The sequence below is a fragment of the Stenotrophomonas sp. HITSZ_GD genome (assembly GCF_029543105.1).
Lineage (GTDB): Bacteria > Pseudomonadota > Gammaproteobacteria > Xanthomonadales > Xanthomonadaceae > Stenotrophomonas_A.
This window is the reverse complement of the sequence record NZ_JARQXB010000013.1, coordinates 41,026-57,510: the sequence shown is the minus strand read 5'-3', so window position 1 is coordinate 57,510 and position 16,485 is coordinate 41,026. Positions and strand designations below refer to the sequence as shown.

Genomic DNA, 16,485 nt, shown 5'->3' with positions numbered 1-16,485 from the left:
TCCACGACGGAAAGCCGGGATTTTAGCTCGCCGGTCGCTCAGCCCGGCCAGCGACCGAGGGTGACGCGGTCGCGCGCCTCCAAATCCTGCACCGTCTGCACCGCCTCCAGGCCACACGCGGCCAGCAGTGCGGCCACCGCCTCGCCCTGGTCCCAGCCGTGCTCCAGCAGCAGCCAACCGCCGGGTTGCAGGTGCGCGGGCGCGCCCTGGACGATCTGGCGGATGTCGTCCAGGCCGTCGGCGCCGGCCGCCAGCGCGGTGGCCGGTTCGAAGCGCAGGTCGCCCTGCGCCAGGTGCGGGTCGGCGGCGGCGATGTAGGGCGGATTGCTCGCCACCAGATCAAAGCGCTCCCCGGCCAGCGGCGCCCACCACGGGCCGTGGCGGAATTCGACGTGGCCCAGCGCGTGCGCGGCCGCATTGTCCCGCGCCACGGCCAGGGCCGCGGCACTGGCGTCGGTGGCGATCACGCGCGCCTGCGGGCGCTCGCTGGCCAGGGCCAGGGCAATCGCGCCGCTGCCGGTGCCGAGGTCGGCGATGCGCCGGCCCGGCGCGGCATCCACCCGGGCCAGGGCCAGCTCGACCAGCAACTCGGTTTCCGGCCGGGGGATCAGCGTGGCCGGGGTGACCGCCAGGTCCAGCGTCCAGAAGCCGCGGCGACCGGTGAGGTAGGCCACCGGCTCGCCGGCGAGGCGACGTTCCACTTGCGCGAGAAAGGCGTCCGCGGCCGCCTGTCCGACCGCGTCGCGGCCGTGCGCGAAGAGCCAGGCCCGGTCGCGCCCGAGGGCATGCAGCAGCAAGGCCTCCGCGTCGGCGCGATCGATCCGCTCGATCGCCAGGCGCAGCAAGGCCTCGGGCGTGTGCGACATGGGGTCACTCTTGGAAAATGCGGGCCCGCCATTATCCCTGGTCCTGGAGGGAACGACCCCGGGCCGAAAGCCCGCCCCTTGAGCTTCGATAGGCAAAGTCTATCTATATAATTCCATCAATCGATTTGAGCGATCTATCGATCCACCCTAAGATGGCTCCCGTTCCACTCCCCCAGACCCTGGCAACAAAGAGGAAATTCAATGTCCGTGATCAATACCGAAATCAAGCCGTTCAAGGCCACCGCCTACCAGAATGGTGAATTCATCGAAGTTTCCGATGCCAACCTGAAGGGCAAGTGGTCCGTGGTGGTGTTCTACCCGGCCGATTTCACCTTCGTGTGCCCGACCGAGCTGGAAGACCTCGCCGACAACTACGCCGAGTTCCAGAAGCTGGGCGTGGAGATCTACTCGGTGTCCACCGACACCCACTTCTCGCACAAGGCGTGGCACGACACCTCCCCGGCGATCGGCAAGATCAAGTACGCGATGATCGGCGACCCGACCGGCACCATCACCAACAACTTCGAAGTGATGCGCCCGGGCGTCGGCCTGGCCGACCGCGGCACCTTCATCATCGACCCGTCGGGCGTGATCCAGGCCGTGGAAATCACCGCCGAGGGCATCGGCCGTGACGCCAAGGAACTGCTGCGCAAGGTCAAGGCCGCCCTGTACGTCGCCGCCCACCCGGGCGAGGTGTGCCCGGCCAAGTGGAAGGAAGGCGAGAAGACCCTGGCCCCGTCGCTGGACCTGGTCGGCAAGATCTAAATCAGATCCAAGCCAGCCCCACCCCTCCCCTGCACGCAGGGGAGGAGGTGAACCGGAACCGGTGCGCGCCGGCACGGCGCTCTCTCTCCCGCCTGCCGGCACGTCGCCGGTTGCGGTTCACCCCCTCCCTCCCCACGTTGGCGTATGCCCTGCGGCATCGACGCCCCGCCCTCCCCTTGCCGATCGACAGGAGCTGACACCATGTTGGATACGAATCTGCAGACCCAGTTGAAGTCCTACCTCGAGCGCCTCACCCGCCCGGTGCACATCACCGCGCAGGTCGACGACGGCGAGAAATCGCAGGAAATGCTGGAGATGCTCAACGAGATCAAGGCGCTGAGCAACGTGATCGGCCTGGAGGTGCGCCGCGACGCGGAAGCGCGCAAGCCCAGCTTCAGCCTCAACAGCCCGGGCGAGGACATCTCGCTGACGTTCGCCGGCCTGCCGATGGGCCACGAATTCACCTCGCTGGTGCTCGCCCTGCTGCAGGTGGGCGGCCATCCGTCCAAGGCCGCGCCTGACGTGATCGAGCAGGTGAAGAACCTGGAAGGCGAGTACGTCTTCGAAACCTACTTCTCGCTGTCGTGCCAGAACTGCCCGGACGTGGTGCAGGCGCTGAACCTGGCCGCCGTGCTGAACCCGAACATCAAGCACGTCGCCATCGACGGCGCGTTGTTCCAGGACGAGGTGGAGGCACGCCAGATCATGTCGGTGCCGACCGTCTTCCTCAACGGCCAGGTGTTCGACCAGGGCCGCATGAACCTGGAGCAGATCGTCGCCAAGCTCGACACCAACGCCGGCCAGCGCGATGCGGAGAAGATCAACGCCAAGTCGCCGTTCGACGTGCTGGTGGTGGGCGGTGGCCCGGCCGGCGCGGCGGCGGCGGTGTATGCGGCGCGCAAGGGCATCCGCACCGGCGTGGCGGCCGAGCGTTTCGGTGGCCAGGTGCTGGACACGATGGCGATCGAGAACTTCATCTCCGTCACCGAGACCGAGGGCCCGAAGATGGCCGCCGCGCTGGAACAGCACGTGCGCCATTACGACGTGGACGTGATGAACCTGCAGCGCGCCGAAGCACTGGTGCCGGCCGGCGATGACGGCCTGGTGCAGGTGAAGCTGGCCAACGGCGCGGTGCTGAAGTCGCGCACCGTGGTGCTCTCCACCGGCGCGCGCTGGCGGCAGATGAACGTGCCCGGCGAAGACGAATACCGCAACAAGGGCGTGGCCTACTGCCCGCATTGCGATGGCCCGCTGTTCAAGGGCAAGCGCGTGGCGGTGATCGGCGGCGGCAACTCCGGCGTGGAAGCGGCCATCGACCTGGCGGGCATCGTCTCGCACGTCACGCTGGTGGAGTTCGACGACAAGCTGCGCGCGGACGAAGTGCTGCAGCGCAAGCTGCGCAGCCTCGGCAACGTGCGCGTGCTGACCAGCGCACAGACCACCGAGGTGCTGGGCGATGGCCAGCGGGTCACCGGCCTGGTCTACAAGGACCGTGCCGGTGGCGATTCGCACCGCGTCGAATTGGAAGGCATCTTCGTGCAGATCGGTCTGCTGCCGAACACCGAGTGGCTCAAGGGCGTGGTGAACCTCTCGCCGCGTGGCGAGATCGTCATCGACGATCGCGGCCAGACCAACGTGCCGGGCGTGTTCGCCGCCGGTGATGCCACCACCGTGCCGTACAAGCAGATCATCATCGCGATGGGCCAGGGCGCGACCGCCGCGCTCGGCGCCTTCGACCACCTGATCCGCAGCACGGCCCCGAAGGCCAGCGGCGCGGTGGCCGAGGCCGCCTGACCGCACCGGGCGGCCCGCGACCGGGCGTCGCTGGCCGCCTCCCTGCACGGGGGCGTAAGCTGTCCCCGGGCGTGGACCGCCCTGCGCCGCATACGCGCTCCCCACGGAGGCCCTGCAGATGAACCTGCGTGATCTCAAGTACCTGGTGGCCCTGGCCGACCACAAGCATTTCGGTCGCGCGGCGGCGGCCTGTTTCGTCAGCCAGCCGACGCTTTCCACCCAGATCAAGAAGCTCGAGGACGAGCTGGGCGTGCCGTTAGTCGAACGCGCGCCGCGCAAGGTGATGCTCACGCCGGCCGGCCGCGAGGCCGCCAGCCGGGCGCGCGGCATCGTCGCCGAGGTGGAGCAGATGAAGGAGGCGGCACGCCGCAGCCAGGACCCGGAAGCGGGCACGGTGCGGCTGGGCATCTTCCCCACGCTGGGCCCCTATCTGCTGCCGCACGTGGTGCCGCGTATTCGCGAGCGGTTTCCGCAACTGGAACTGCTGTTGATCGAAGAGAAGAGCGACCAGCTCCTGCGCCAGTTGCGCGAGGGCCGGCTGGACGCGGCGGTGTTGGCGTTGCCGATCCACGACGACCAATTGCACACCGAATTCCTGTTCGAAGAGCCATTCGTGCTGGCCGTGCCCGACAGCCATCCGTTGTCGCGCCGCCGCACGTTGAGCCTGGACGAGCTGTCCGAGCAGCGCCTGCTGTTGCTCGAAGACGGCCATTGCCTGCGCGACCAGGCGCTGGACGTGTGCCACCTGGCTGGCGCGCTGGAGAAGTCCGAGTTCCAGGCGACCAGCCTGGAGACGCTGCGCCAGATGGTGGCCGCCAACGTGGGCGTGACGCTGTTGCCGCTGCTGGCGGTGAAGCCGCCGGTGGCGCGCTCGGAAAACGTGCAACTGATCGGCTTCGACGCCGAGCGCCCGCCGAGCCGGCGCATCGCGCTGGTGTGGCGGCGCAGCTCGGCGATGGGCGAATTCCTCCACCGCCTGGCGCAGTTGTTCCAGGAATTGCCGCCGCACCTGCTGCAACTGGATGGCGCGATCGCCGAACCGCGCGAGGCGGCCCACGGTCGGGGAACCCACGCGGCCGAATCGCCCGCCGAACGGGTGCTGGCGAACAGCTGAATTCCCCTTCCGCCGCCGGTTCCTTCGGCGCGCGATTCTTCCGACAATGGACCGGGCGGCCAAGCGGGCCGCCCGTTTTTCATCCACAGGAGAAAGCCTTGAATACCCTGCACAACAGCGGCCTGCCGCCTTCGATCATCGTCTCCAGCCGCGACCTGGCCCGCCTCGAGGCCCTGCTTGAATCCCCCGCGCTGAGCCGGCTGCCGGCCGCGATCGCGCTCTCCGGCGAACTGGGCCGCGCCCAGGTCCTGCCGCCCGAACAGATTCCCCCTGGTGTCGTGACCATGCATTCGCGTGTGGAATGCATCGACGAGCTTCACGACGAACCGCATACCCTCACCCTGGTGTACCCGCAGGAAGCCGACGTGGAGCGCAGCCGTGTTTCGGTGCTGGCGCCGGTCGGCAGTGCGCTGCTGGGCCTGTCGGTGGGCCAGTCGATCGACTGGCAGGCGCCCGGCGGGCGCGCGTTGCGGCTGCGCGTGCGCGCCGTGCACTACCAGCCGGAGGCGGCGGGCGACTTCCATCGCTAGGCGCGCTAACGTAGCGCCCCCGCTCCTCGTTTTTCCTTCCGTATTCCTCCGCTTCGCGAGAACCGATGATGACTTCGCAACCTTCCAAGCTGGCCCAGCTCCGTGAACTGTCCGTGGTGGTGGCCGATACCGGCGACTACGACGCGATCAAGCGCCTCAAGCCGGTGGATTGCACCACCAACCCGACCCTGGTGAAGAAAGCGCTGGACCTGCCGGTCTACGCTGAGCTGATCGAGCGCGAGCTGGCCTGGGGCAAGCAGCAGGGCGGTGGCGGCGAGACGGTGGTGAACGAGGTGGCGGACCGGCTGACGGTCGGCGTGGGCACGATGCTGGCGGCGCTGGTGCCGGGCCGGGTCTCGACGGAGGTCGATGCGGACCTGGCGCACGACACGGCGGCCACCATCGCCAAGGCGCACAAGTTCATCCAGATGTATGCCGAGCGCGGGGTGCCGCGCGAGAAGATCCTGATCAAGGTGGCGGCCACCTGGGAAGGCGTGGAAGCGGCGCGCCAGCTGCAGCAGGACGGGATCGACTGCAACCTGACGCTGATCTTCAACCAGACCCAGGCGCTGGCCTGCGCGGAGGCGGGGGTGTTCCTGATCTCGCCGTTCGTGGGCCGCATCCTCGATTGGTACGTGGCCAACGGGCAGACGCCGGCGAACATCGACGAGGACCCGGGCGTGAAGTTCGTGCGCGGGGTGTATACCGAGTTCAAGAAGCGCGGTTCCTCGACGGTGGTGATGGGCGCTTCGTTCCGCTCCACGGCGCAGATCGAGGCGCTGGCCGGCTGCGACAGGCTGACCATTTCGCCGGATCTGCTCGAGAAGCTCGACGAAGACCATGGCGAATTGCCGCGCAAGCTCTCGCCGGTGGCCGCGGACGGCGCGTCGGTGACGGCGATCGACTCGGCGAAGTTCGCCCGCGACCTGGCGGCCGATCCGATGGCGACGGAGAAGCTCTCCACCGGCATCGATACCTTCGCCAAAGACCTGCACGCGCTGCGCGAGACGATTCGCGGGAAGTTGGCGGGTTGAGGGAGGAGGTTTTTTTGTGGGGCGGCCGGTGGCCGCCCTTTTTGTTTGGGCTGTTGCCTGTTGTCGTGTTCGGGGGCCTTCGAGGTGGATCGGCTCGCGGGGATCGCGCGCGGCCTGCGGGGGCGGGACCGTTTCGGGACACGCCGTGAATCCATCCATGGAGGCTCGTAGGCGACATCCATGTCGCCTACGGTCCCGAAACGGTCCCGCCCCCGCAGTCCCTCAATATCTCCATGACCGGAGCCACTGCCCGCCAAGCGCCACGCCGACCTCGTGCTTTGGCTTTGGCTTTGGCTTTGGCTTTGGCTTTGGCCTTTGCTCTTCCATCCACGCCTCTCGGCGCGTTGGTATCGAAGTGGGGCTGCTGAGGCGCCTTGCGCCGGCCTGACGGATAGCTTCGTCAGCGGGCCATGGATGGCCCGCGGCGGCGAGTCAGACAGGATGTCTGACCGAGCCGCGACGAAGCTATCCGTCAGGCCGGGGCCCGCACCGCAAGCCGACCTCACCCACCGCCCCACAGCAAAGCGCCCCCAAAAACACCACACCTGCATCAGGCAAAAAGAAAGCCGCGCTGTCACCAGCGCGGCTAACCAAACCCAGCCGGGTCAACAAAGCCCGATCAGACTTCCAACCCGATAGGACAGCTCACCCCGGTCCCGCCGATCCCACAATATCCATTGGGATTCTTCGCCAGATACTGCTGGTGATAATCCTCGGCGTAGTAGAACGCGGGTGCCGGATACACGATCTCGGTGGTGATATCGCCATAGCCGGCGGCCCGCAGCTGCTGCTGGTAGGCGTCGCGGCTCTTCAGCGCGGCCTCGTACTGCGCCTGCGTATGGCAATAGATCGCCGAGCGGTACTGCGTGCCGGTGTCGTTGCCTTGGCGCATGCCCTGGGTGGGATCGTGGTTTTCCCAGAACGTGCGCAATACCTCGTCCAGCGAAACCTTCGCCGGGTCGAACACCACCCGCACCACTTCCGCATGCCCGGTCATGCCCGAGCACGCTTCCTCGTAGGTCGGGTTCGGGGTCTGCCCGCCCTGGTAGCCCACGGCCGTGGTCACCACGCCCGGCAACTGCCAGAACTTGCGCTCCGCACCCCAGAAGCAGCCCATGCCGACCTCGAGCACTTCCAGCCCGGCGAAGTCGCCCTGCAGCGGCTGGCCGTTGACGAAGTGGACGTTGTGCAGCGGCAACGGGGTGTCGCGGCCCGGCAGGGCCTCGCCGTCGCGGGGCAGGCGCTGTTTGAAGGCGCCGATGCCAAGCTTCAGCGCCGATCCGATTCCAAGCATGGGGGACCTCCTCAGGCCGGCAGGAAGCCGGGTTCCGGGTCGCCGTCCGATATGGGGTCGTCCAGGCCGCCGGCCAAGTCCAGCCCGGCCACGACATCCTGGGCCTGCGGCAGCAAGGGGTCGGGCACGCACACGCGCAGCACGCCGAACAACGGCAGCTCGCCACCCGCGCCCAGCAGGGATTCGCCGAAGACGAAGGCCGGGATGCCGGCGTCCTCCAGGGCGTGCTTGACCAGGTGGGCGTCAAACAGGTTCTCGGCGCGGTAGGCAACCTGCATGGGGCGGCTCCTGGGGAACGAGGGTCCAGCATAGCGCGCGGCACCGGCGCCGGGCCCAGGCCACAGCCGGGCGCACGGCCTTGTTAAACTGGCCGTCTTCCCGATTTCCTGCCCGGCATGTCCACCTCCCCCGATTCCGCAGCCCCCGCCTCCGACACCGCCGCGCCCGAAAAGCGCGACTTCATCCGCCAGATCGTTCGCGAGGACCTGGCCAGCGGCAAGCACCAGGCCATCCGCACGCGCTTCCCGCCCGAGCCCAACGGTTATCTGCACATCGGCCACGCCAAGGCGATCTGCCTGGACTTCGGCATCGCCGCCGAATTCGGCGGGCGGTGCAACCTGCGCTTCGACGACACCAACCCGGCCAAGGAAGACCCCGAGTTCGTGCAGGCGATCCAGGACGACGTGCGCTGGCTGGGCTTCGACTGGGCCTCGCTGCGCCATGCCTCGGATTACTTCGAGGTGTACTACCGCGCCGCGCAGAAGCTGATCCGCGAAGGCAAGGCCTTCGTGTGCGACCTGTCAGCCGAGCAGGTGCGCGAGTACCGCGGCACGCTGACCGAGCCGGGCCGCAATTCGCCCTACCGCGACCGCAGCGTGGAGGAGAACCTGGACCTGTTCGCGCGCATGCGCGCCGGCGAGTTCCCCGACGGTGCGCGCACGCTGCGCGCCAAGATCGACATGGCCAGCGGCAACATCAACTTGCGCGATCCGGCGCTGTACCGCATCAAGCACGTCGAGCACCAGAACACCGGCCACGAGTGGCCGATCTACCCCATGTACGATTTCGCCCATTCGCTGGGCGACGCGGTGGAAGGCATTACCCACTCGCTGTGCACGCTGGAGTTCGAGGACCACCGCCCGCTGTACGACTGGTGCGTGGACAACGTCGACCTGGCCGGCGACGCGTCGCTGGTCGAATCGCTGCTCGCCAAGGGCTATCCGAAGGAAGCGGCCAAGCCGCGCCAGATCGAGTTCTCGCGCCTGAACATCAATTACACCGTGATGAGCAAGCGCAAGCTCACGCAGTTGGTCGCCGACAAGCTGGTGGACGGCTGGGACGATCCGCGCATGTATACGCTGCAGGGCCTGCGCCGCCGCGGCTACACGCCGGCCGCGCTGCGCCTGCTGGTGGACCGCGTGGGCATCAGCAAGCAGAACTCGGTGATCGACTTCTCGGTGCTGGAAGGCTGCCTGCGCGAGGACCTGGATGCGAGCGCGCCGCGCCGCATGGCGGTGATCGACCCGCTCAAGTTCATGCTGACCAACCTGGACGAACAGCACGAGGAATCGCTGACGTTCGCCAACCATCCCAAGGACGAATCGCAGGGTACGCGCCAGGTGCCGTTCTCGCGCGAAGTGTGGATCGAGCGCGAGGATTTCGCCGAGGTGCCGCCCAAGGGCTGGAAGCGCCTGGTGCCGGGCGGCGAAGTGCGCCTGCGCGGTGCGGGCATCGCGCGCGTGGACGAGGTGGTGAAGAACGAGGCCGGCGAGATCGTCGAGCTGCGTGGGTGGCTGGATCCGGAATCGCGCCCGGGCATGGAAGGCGCCAACCGCAAGATCAAGGGCACGATCCACTGGGTCAGCGCGCGCCATGCGGTGCCGGCGGAAATCCGCTTGTACGACCGCCTGTTCTCGGTCGAGAACCCGGACGACGAATCGGAAGGCAAGACCTACCGCGACCACCTCAACCCGGATTCCAAGCGCAGCGTGCGCGGCTACGTGGAGCCGGCCGCGGCGCAGGCCGCGCCCGAGCAGTCGTTCCAGTTCGAGCGCATGGGTTACTTCGTGGCCGACCGGCGCGACCATACGGCCGCCGCGCCGGTGTTCAACCGCAGCGTCACCCTGCGCGATACCTGGGCCAACTAATCGGGCCCGCTGGGCGGGCGGCTGTTCTGCAGCCGCCCGCCCACGCCTCACGCCCGAGCTCCCTCGATTCCGCTGCGCACGCCGCGCGACCGGCCGTGCCAAAGCCTCCTAAGATAGGCAGGCCCTTTCCCGCCTGGCCGCCAGTGCCCTCCTCCACCGCCCTCAGCTTGCGCAGCTACGGCCCGGACGCGTCCCGCCACGCGCACGACCACGTGCAGGTCGTATTGCCACTGGCCGGCGGCATGCACCTGGAGGTCGGCGGCCGCGGCGCCGCGCTGGACCTGGCCCACGGCGCGTTCATCGCGCCGGGCACGGCCCACGCGCAGGCGGCGCCGCAGCCCAACTGCTTCCTGATCCTCGATTGCGGCGTGGACGACATCGGGGCGGCTGCGTGCGAGCGCCTCGCCGGCCAGCCGTGGCTCGGCGTGTCGCCGTCGCTGCGCCACCTGCTGGACTACCTCCACCTCCGCCGGCAAGGCAGCGCGCTGCCCGCGGCGCTCGCCCGCCACTGCGTGCCGCTGCTGCTGCGGCAGCTGGCGCCGGACGCGCCCATCGCCGCGCGCCTGCATCGCTTGCTGGAACGCGTCGAGGCCGCGCCCGGCGCGGCGTGGCCGGTCGAGCGCATGGCAGCCGAACTGCACGTCAGCGCCAGCCGCCTGCACGCGCTGTTCAAGCGCGAGCTGGATACCACCCCGCAGGCCTGGTTGGCCGAACTGCGCCTGCGCCACGTGATGGACGCGCTGGCCGCCACCGACGTTCCGGTCGCCACCTTGGCGCTCGACGGCGGCTGGGCGGACCAGACCACCCTGACCCGCGCCATGCGCCGCGCTACCGGGTACACCCCGGCCGCGTTCCGCCGTGCGCGGCGTGCGATGCAGTAGTCCGGGCCAAGAAATACCCTCGCGCGGGCGGCATGCTGCGCCGATGCTCCCTGCCCCCGCCCGTCCCGCCCGTCCCCTCGCCGCCGGCGTCACCAGCGGCGTGATCGCCGGCGCCCTGTGGGGCCTGGTGTTCCTCGCCCCGCAGTGGCTGCGCGATTTCACCCCGCTGCAGATGTCGGTCTCGCGCTACCTCGCCTATGGCCTGATCGCCCTGCTCGTGCTCGCCCCGCGCTGGCGACGTGCGGTCGCGCCGATGCGCGCGGCCGATTGGTGGACACTGGCGTGGCTGAGCCTGCTCGGCAACCTGCTCTACTACGTGTTGCTCGGCACGGCGGTGCAATGGGCCGGCGGCGCGGCCGCCTCGTTGATCATCGGCCTGCTGCCGGTTTCGGTGACGCTCGTCGGCTCGCGCGCGGCCGGGGCGATGCGGCTGTCCGCGCTGGCGTGGCCGCTGGCCGCGTGCGTGCTGGGCGTCGCGCTGGTCGCCGTCCAGGCGTTGGCCGGCGCGCACGACGACGCCCACGGCCTGGGCACCCGCCTGGCCGGCCTGGCATGTGCGTTCGGCGCGCTGCTCTCCTGGACCGCATATTCGGTGGGCAATGCGCGCTGGCTCTCGCGCCGGCCCGAGATTTCCAGCCAGGACGGCTCGCTGCTCACCGGCGTGGTCACCGGCGCCCTGGCGCTGCTCGGCGCCGTACCGGCGTTCGTGAGCGGCGCGACGCACGCGCCGGCGGATTGGGCGCGCTTCTGGGGCGTCGCGCTGGTCATCGCGCTGTTCGCTTCGGTGATCGGCAACGCGCTGTGGAACCGCAGCAGCCGCCTGCTGCCGCTGACCCTGGTCGGGCAGATGATCGTGTTCGAAACCGTATTCGCCCTGTTGTACGGCTTCCTGTGGGAACAGCGCTGGCCCAGCCTGCTGGAGGCATTGGCGATCGCCTGCCTGCTGGCCGGCGTCTACGGCTGCACCGCCGCGCACGTGGAGCGCCGACGCGCGCCGGCCTAACGAGGGCTTTGCGGCCCTCGGCTTAAGATCGCGGGCCACGCCGCCGCCCGGACCCTCGCCATGCGCCCGCTGATCTGCCTCGCCCTTGCCCTGCTCCTGGCGGCCTGCAGCGCCTCCCCCGCCCAGCCGGCCGACAAGCCCGCGCCCCGCCCGTCGTCGGCGGCCGCGGCGGCGCCTGTGAACCTGAGTTGCCGCACGGATGCCGATTGCACCGTCAAGAACGTGGGCAACTGCTGCGGCGCCGCGCCGGCCTGCGTGAACGTGGACAGCCCGACCGATCCCGCCGCGGTGATGGCGCAATGCCAGGCCAGCGGCCGCATGAGCGTGTGCGGCTCCCCGGCGATCACCGGCTGCCAGTGCGTCCAGGGCCAATGCAGCGCGGCGGCGTCCAGTGCCGATACACTGCGCCGCCCGATCGAACCCACGGAACCCGTCCGCTGATGCTGTACGCGCAAGTCCACCTCACCCTGCCCGCCTGGGTCCACGAACATGTCGACCTGTCCGAGCGCTATCCGGGCGACGCGATGAAGGTGGCGCTGGCCATCGAGTTGTCGCGCCTGAACGTGGACGCGCGCAGCGGCGGCCCGTTCGGCGCGGCGGTGTTCGGGCCGGACGACCGCATCATCGCGGTCGGCGTGAACCGCGTGGTGCCGCACACCACCTCGCTGGCGCATGCCGAAAACATGGCCTACATGCTGGCGCAGCAGCGCCTGCAGACGCCGCGCCTGAACGACGTGCTCAAGCCGATCACCCTGGCGACCTCCTCCCAGCCGTGCTGCCAGTGCTACGGCGCCACGATCTGGGCCGGCATCGACCGCCTGCTGATCGGCGCGCGCGCCGAGGACGTGATGGAACTGACCGCGTTCGACGAAGGCCCGCTGCCGGCCGATTGGGTCGGCGAACTCAACCGCCGCGGCATCGAGGTCGTGCGCGACCTGCATCGCGACGACGCGCGCGCGGTGCTGCGCGCCTTCGGGGAAAGCGGTGGCGACCATTACTGAGGCGTCGCCATGAACGGCTTGCTCTGCTACTGCCGCCCCGGCTTCGAACCGGAACTGGCCGGCGAACTGACCGAACGCGCGGCGCAGGCCGGCGTGCCCGGCTACGCGCGCGCGCAGCGCAACGAAGCCCACGTGCTGTTCGTCTGCGAAGACCCCGCCGTCCTGTCGGCCAGGTTGCCGTGGCGCTCGCTGATCTTCGCGCGGCAGAAGCTAGTGCTGCTGGCCGAGTTGCGCGGCATCGACCCGCGCGACCGCATCGCCCCGGTGCTGGCCGCGTTGACCGCGCTGCCGCCCGAGCAGCGCGTGCGCTACGGCGAGCTGTGGGTGGAGCATCCGGATTCGGACGCCGCCAAGCCGCTGGCCGGCCTGGCCCGCAGCTTCGGCAACGCACTGCGCCCGGCACTGCGCAAGGCCGGCCTGCTTACCGACAAGCCGCAGGGCCGGTTGCCGCGCCTGCACCTGTGCTTCCTCGATGGCGACCACGTGCTGCTGGCCCAGGCCGACCCGGCCGACAGCGCGCCGTGGCCGCTGGGCATCCCGCGCCTGAAGCTGCTGCCCGACGCGCCCTCGCGCTCGGCGCTGAAGCTGGAGGAGGCGCTGATGACCCTGCTCACGCCCGAGGAACGCGAGCGCCTGCTGCGCCCCGGCATGCGCGCGGCCGACCTGGGCGCCGCCCCGGGCGGCTGGACCTGGGTGCTGACCCGCGAACACCTGCATGTCACCAGCGTGGACAACGGCCCGCTGCGCACACACGTGCTCGACACCGGCCTGGTCGAGCACCTGCGCGCCGATGGCTTCCGCTGGAAGCCGGAAAAGCCGCTGGACTGGATGGTCTGCGACATGGTCGAGCAGCCCCGGCGCGTGGCCGAGCGGATGGGCGAGTGGATCGCCCAGGGCTGGTGCCGCCATGCGATCTTCAACCTCAAGCTGCCGATGAAGAAACGCTGGGATGAAACCCGGCTGTGCCTGGACCTGTTCCAGGAACGCGCCGGCCGCCCCCTGTTGATCCGGGCCAAGCAGCTGTATCACGATCGGGAAGAGATCACCGTATTCGCCAGCCCGGCCTGAGCCCGGCAACCCAAAGGGAATTCCATGCGCGTCCTCCATCCGCTGTCGCTGTGCCTGCTGCTCCCCTTCGCTCCCGCTGCGTTCGCCGAGCAGACGCCGGCCACCTACCAGGCGTGGGATTACGTGGGCGATGGCGTGTTCACCTCCGACATCGAAGGCCCGGCCGTGGGCCCGGACGGCACGCTGTACGTGGTCAATTACGGCCGCAACGGCACTATCGGCCGCGTCCTGCCCGACGCCGGCAAGGGCGATGCCAAGCTGTTCGTGGTCCTGCCGGCGGGCAGCGTGGGCAACGGCATCCGCTTCGCCGCCGACAAGACCATGCGCGTGGCCGACAAGGCCGGCAAGCAGCTGCTCAAGGTGGACCCGGTCACCGGCGCCATCACCGTGCTGGCGCGCCTGCCCGATTCCACCGGGCCGAACGACCTGGCCATCGGCCCGGACGGCAGCGTCTACCTCAGCGACCCGGACTGGGAGAACACCACCAACGGCCGCCTGTGGCGCGTGGCCCCGGACGGCCAGGTGCAGCTGCTGGAGGACCACATGGGCACCACCAACGGCGTGGAGGTCAGCCCGGACGGCAAGCGCCTGTACCTCAACGAGAGCATCCAGCGCGCGGTGTGGGTCTACGACCTGGTCGACGGCCAGCCGAAGAACAAGCGCCTGCTGCACCGCTTCGAGGATTTCGGCCTGGACGGCATGCGCTGCGACCCGGCCGGCAACCTGTACGTCGCGCGCTACGACGGCGGGCAGGTCGCCGTGCTCTCGCCCGCCGGGCAGGTGCTGCGCACCGTGGCGCTGAAGGGACGCAAGCCCAGCAACGTCACCTTCGACGGCGCCCAGGTGTTCGTGACCCTGCAGGATCGCGGCGCCATCGAGACCTTCTACGTCGACCCGTCCCCGGTCCCCGCCGCGGCCGCGCCGACCCACTGAACCGCTCAGCCGCCGGGTCATCCGGCGGAGACGGCGGTCACGCCGGGTCTCAGCCGGCGCTACGGCCGCGGTCCATGCTGGCGTCCTAGCGGAGGGGTGTGCCATGCAGACGATCCAACTCAACGATGCGGCCGGTTTCGGCGAGGAATTCCTGCGGCTGACGCTGCTGCAGGGGTTCCAGTCGCTGACCAAGCGCGACCTGGAACTGCTGATCTTCGTGCTGCTTGAGCGCGACGGCGCGATCTCGCGCGCGGATTCCAACGCCGCGGTCGCGCTGAAGCTGCGCGTCACCACGGCCAAGGTGAAGGCCTTGCGCCGCGATGGCTATGCGCGCTGGCGCGCGCTGGTGCCGGAGGACGCGGAAGCGGCGCTGCGCCGCATCGTGGCCACGGCGCTGTCGGAAGCCAACATCGATGCCGGCGCCAAGCACGTCAGCGAACGCAGCCGCAAGGAAGGTTTCATCGCGGTGCGCATCGAGCATCCGGACGATGCGCAGCAGTTCGAGCAGGCGATCCTGGAGGTCGGCGCGTTGCCGGTGTACGAGCGCAACCGCGAGGTGGTCGCGGTGCGCTTCGACACGCTGCTGAAGATCGCCGAGCGCTGGGGCTACCTGCAGGCCGACCCGGAGGCGGTGGTGTCGCAACTGCGGCACCTGGCCCCGGCAAGCGAGGAACTGGCCGACCTGTTGAAGAAGGATGTCAGCAAGCTGCGCTGGGAAGACGTGCGCCGCGCGCTCAACGGGCTGGGCGCCAAGGCGGTGGCCGATGGCGCGGGCAGTGGATTGAAGGCGCTGTTGCGGCTGGTGTTCCCGTTCGTCTGAGGGCAGCCAGGCGCGGGGTTGCTCTTGCAGGCGCGGCTTGAGCCGCGACCGGTAGGCGCACGGTCACCGCTCAAGCCGTTCCTGTGGAAAGGGCGCGTGCCTCCTCGTCGCGCCCTAGCCGGCGATCGTCACCTTCTTCCCGCCCGCCTTGGCCGAGGCGAAGATCGCATCCATCACGCGCATGTCCGCCAGGCCCTCTTCACCCGGCGCGCGCAGCGGCGTGCCCTGCATGATCGCCAGCGCGTCCTCGTCCATCTGCAGGGCCTGCTGGTGTTGCACCTTGGCATCGAGCACCTTGCCGTCGCTGGTGCGGCCGCGGATGCCGTCGTAGCTCTGGAACGGTGCCAGTTCGTACCAGCCGCGCTCGCAGTCCACGCGCAGCTGGTTCATGTTCTCTCCGAAGCTGGTGGCGCACTCGGCGACGATGCCGCCGGGGAAATCGAGCGTGAAGCGCGTGGTCTCGTCCACGCCATTGAAGATCTGCGGCCGGCGCGTCTCGTGCCGCGCGCTCACCGCCAAAGGTTCCAGGCCGGTGGCGTAGCGCGCGCCATTGAGCGAGTACACGCCCATGTCGTACATCGCCCCGCCGCCGCGCGCCGGGTCCAGCCGCCAGTTGCCCTTGTCGTTATCGTCGAAGGCGCTGAAGCCGGCCTCCGCGCGCACGCGGCGGATCGCGCCATAGGGCTTCTCATCCACCCAGGACATGATCCGGCGCGTGTTCGGCTCATGGTGCATGCGGTAGCCGATCGCCAGCTTGACCTTGTTGCGCGCGCATACGTCGATCATGCGCTGCGCCTCGGCGGCGTTCATTGCCATCGGCTTCTCGCACCACACGTGCTTGCCGGCCTCGGCCGCGGCGAGGGTGAACTTGCCGTGCAGGCTGTTGGGCAGCACGACGTACACCACGTCGATGTCCGGATTGTCGGCGATCGAGGCGAAGTTGTCGTAGTCGTAGATGTTGCGGTCGGGCAGCTTGTAGCGCGCCTGCCAGGCCTGCGCCTTGGCCGGCGTGCCGGTGACGATGCCGGCCAGGCGGCAGTGCTTGGTCAGCTGCAGCGCCGGCGCCAGCCGTCCCTCGCTGTAACCGCCGAGCCCGACCAGCGCCACGCCCAGCGGCTTGCGCGGGGGTGGCGCGGCCAGCGAGCGCAGCGGCCACGCCGATGCGGCCATCGCGCCCAGGGCGCCCTTGAGTACCTGCCTGCGGGACCACGCGTTACTGCTCATCACGTCCTCCG

At 69.4% G+C, this 16,485-nt stretch carries 17 protein-coding genes; 13 read left to right on the top strand and 4 right to left on the bottom strand.

What is annotated here, in order from left to right; genetic code table 11:
* Positions 1-38 precede the first annotated feature (38 nt).
* The gene (gene prmC / locus P6166_RS13425) at positions 39-866 is read right to left on the bottom strand and encodes a peptide chain release factor N(5)-glutamine methyltransferase (RefSeq protein ID WP_277764964.1); all 828 of its coding nucleotides are present in this window, start codon (positions 864-866) and stop codon (positions 39-41) included.
* 201 nt (positions 867-1,067) lie between these two features.
* On the opposite strand from prmC, the gene ahpC reads away from it, so the two are divergent.
* The 5 genes from ahpC to P6166_RS13400 all read left to right on the top strand — a co-directional run bounded on the left by ahpC (position 1,068) and on the right by P6166_RS13400 (position 6,103).
* The gene (ahpC, locus tag P6166_RS13420) at positions 1,068-1,631 is read left to right on the top strand and encodes an alkyl hydroperoxide reductase subunit C (RefSeq protein WP_277764963.1); all 564 of its coding nucleotides are present in this window, start codon (positions 1,068-1,070) and stop codon (positions 1,629-1,631) included.
* 201 nt (positions 1,632-1,832) lie between these two features.
* Entirely contained in the window at positions 1,833-3,425 is a 1,593-nt protein-coding gene (ahpF, locus tag P6166_RS13415) for an alkyl hydroperoxide reductase subunit F (protein WP_277764962.1), read from the top strand.
* 118 nt (positions 3,426-3,543) lie between these two features.
* Positions 3,544-4,539, top strand: a complete 996-nt coding sequence (locus P6166_RS13410; protein ID WP_277764961.1) for a LysR substrate-binding domain-containing protein — start codon at positions 3,544-3,546, stop codon at positions 4,537-4,539.
* A 98-nt stretch (positions 4,540-4,637) separates the two neighbouring features.
* The gene (rnk, locus tag P6166_RS13405; protein ID WP_277764960.1) at positions 4,638-5,069 is read left to right on the top strand and encodes a nucleoside diphosphate kinase regulator; all 432 of its coding nucleotides are present in this window, start codon (positions 4,638-4,640) and stop codon (positions 5,067-5,069) included.
* Positions 5,070-5,137: 68 nt separating this feature from the next.
* Positions 5,138-6,103: a transaldolase gene (locus tag P6166_RS13400; protein ID WP_277764959.1), complete on the top strand. Its 966-nt coding sequence runs from the start codon at positions 5,138-5,140 to the stop codon at positions 6,101-6,103.
* Positions 6,104-6,722: 619 nt separating this feature from the next.
* On the opposite strand, the gene msrA is transcribed toward P6166_RS13400, so the two are convergent.
* Entirely contained in the window at positions 6,723-7,397 is a 675-nt protein-coding gene (gene msrA / locus P6166_RS13395; protein WP_277764958.1) for a peptide-methionine (S)-S-oxide reductase MsrA, read from the bottom strand.
* Between the two features lie 11 nt (positions 7,398-7,408).
* A complete protein-coding gene (locus P6166_RS13390) occupies positions 7,409-7,675 on the bottom strand; it encodes a DUF2007 domain-containing protein (protein WP_277764957.1) in 267 nt (88 codons plus the stop codon).
* Positions 7,676-7,792: 117 nt separating this feature from the next.
* Here P6166_RS13390 and P6166_RS13385 point away from each other — a divergent pair, with 117 nt between their 5' ends.
* The 8 genes from P6166_RS13385 (at position 7,793) to P6166_RS13350 (ending at position 15,250) form a co-directional block, all read left to right on the top strand.
* Entirely contained in the window at positions 7,793-9,544 is a 1,752-nt protein-coding gene (locus tag P6166_RS13385) for a glutamine--tRNA ligase/YqeY domain fusion protein (RefSeq protein WP_277764956.1), read from the top strand.
* 143 nt (positions 9,545-9,687) lie between these two features.
* Entirely contained in the window at positions 9,688-10,425 is a 738-nt protein-coding gene (locus P6166_RS13380; RefSeq protein ID WP_277764955.1) for an AraC family transcriptional regulator, read from the top strand.
* A 43-nt stretch (positions 10,426-10,468) separates the two neighbouring features.
* The gene (locus tag P6166_RS13375) at positions 10,469-11,428 is read left to right on the top strand and encodes a DMT family transporter (RefSeq protein ID WP_277764954.1); all 960 of its coding nucleotides are present in this window, start codon (positions 10,469-10,471) and stop codon (positions 11,426-11,428) included.
* A 60-nt stretch (positions 11,429-11,488) separates the two neighbouring features.
* Positions 11,489-11,869, top strand: coding sequence for a hypothetical protein (locus P6166_RS13370; RefSeq protein ID WP_277764953.1), 381 nt, complete (start codon positions 11,489-11,491; stop codon positions 11,867-11,869).
* Entirely contained in the window at positions 11,869-12,429 is a 561-nt protein-coding gene (locus tag P6166_RS13365) for a nucleoside deaminase (protein ID WP_277764952.1), read from the top strand. Before P6166_RS13370 ends, P6166_RS13365 begins: the two co-directional genes overlap by 1 nt.
* A gap of 9 nt (positions 12,430-12,438) precedes the next feature.
* Positions 12,439-13,497 (top strand): 23S rRNA (cytidine(2498)-2'-O)-methyltransferase RlmM, encoded by a 1,059-nt coding sequence (gene rlmM, locus P6166_RS13360; protein WP_277764951.1) that lies wholly within the window; start codon positions 12,439-12,441, stop codon positions 13,495-13,497.
* Positions 13,498-13,521: 24 nt separating this feature from the next.
* Entirely contained in the window at positions 13,522-14,430 is a 909-nt protein-coding gene (locus tag P6166_RS13355) for an SMP-30/gluconolactonase/LRE family protein (protein WP_277764950.1), read from the top strand.
* A 103-nt stretch (positions 14,431-14,533) separates the two neighbouring features.
* Positions 14,534-15,250 (top strand): hypothetical protein, encoded by a 717-nt coding sequence (locus P6166_RS13350; protein ID WP_277764949.1) that lies wholly within the window; start codon positions 14,534-14,536, stop codon positions 15,248-15,250.
* Between the two features lie 114 nt (positions 15,251-15,364).
* On the opposite strand, the gene P6166_RS13345 is transcribed toward P6166_RS13350, so the two are convergent.
* The gene (locus P6166_RS13345; RefSeq protein WP_277764948.1) at positions 15,365-16,474 is read right to left on the bottom strand and encodes a Gfo/Idh/MocA family oxidoreductase; all 1,110 of its coding nucleotides are present in this window, start codon (positions 16,472-16,474) and stop codon (positions 15,365-15,367) included.
* Positions 16,475-16,485 lie beyond the last annotated feature (11 nt).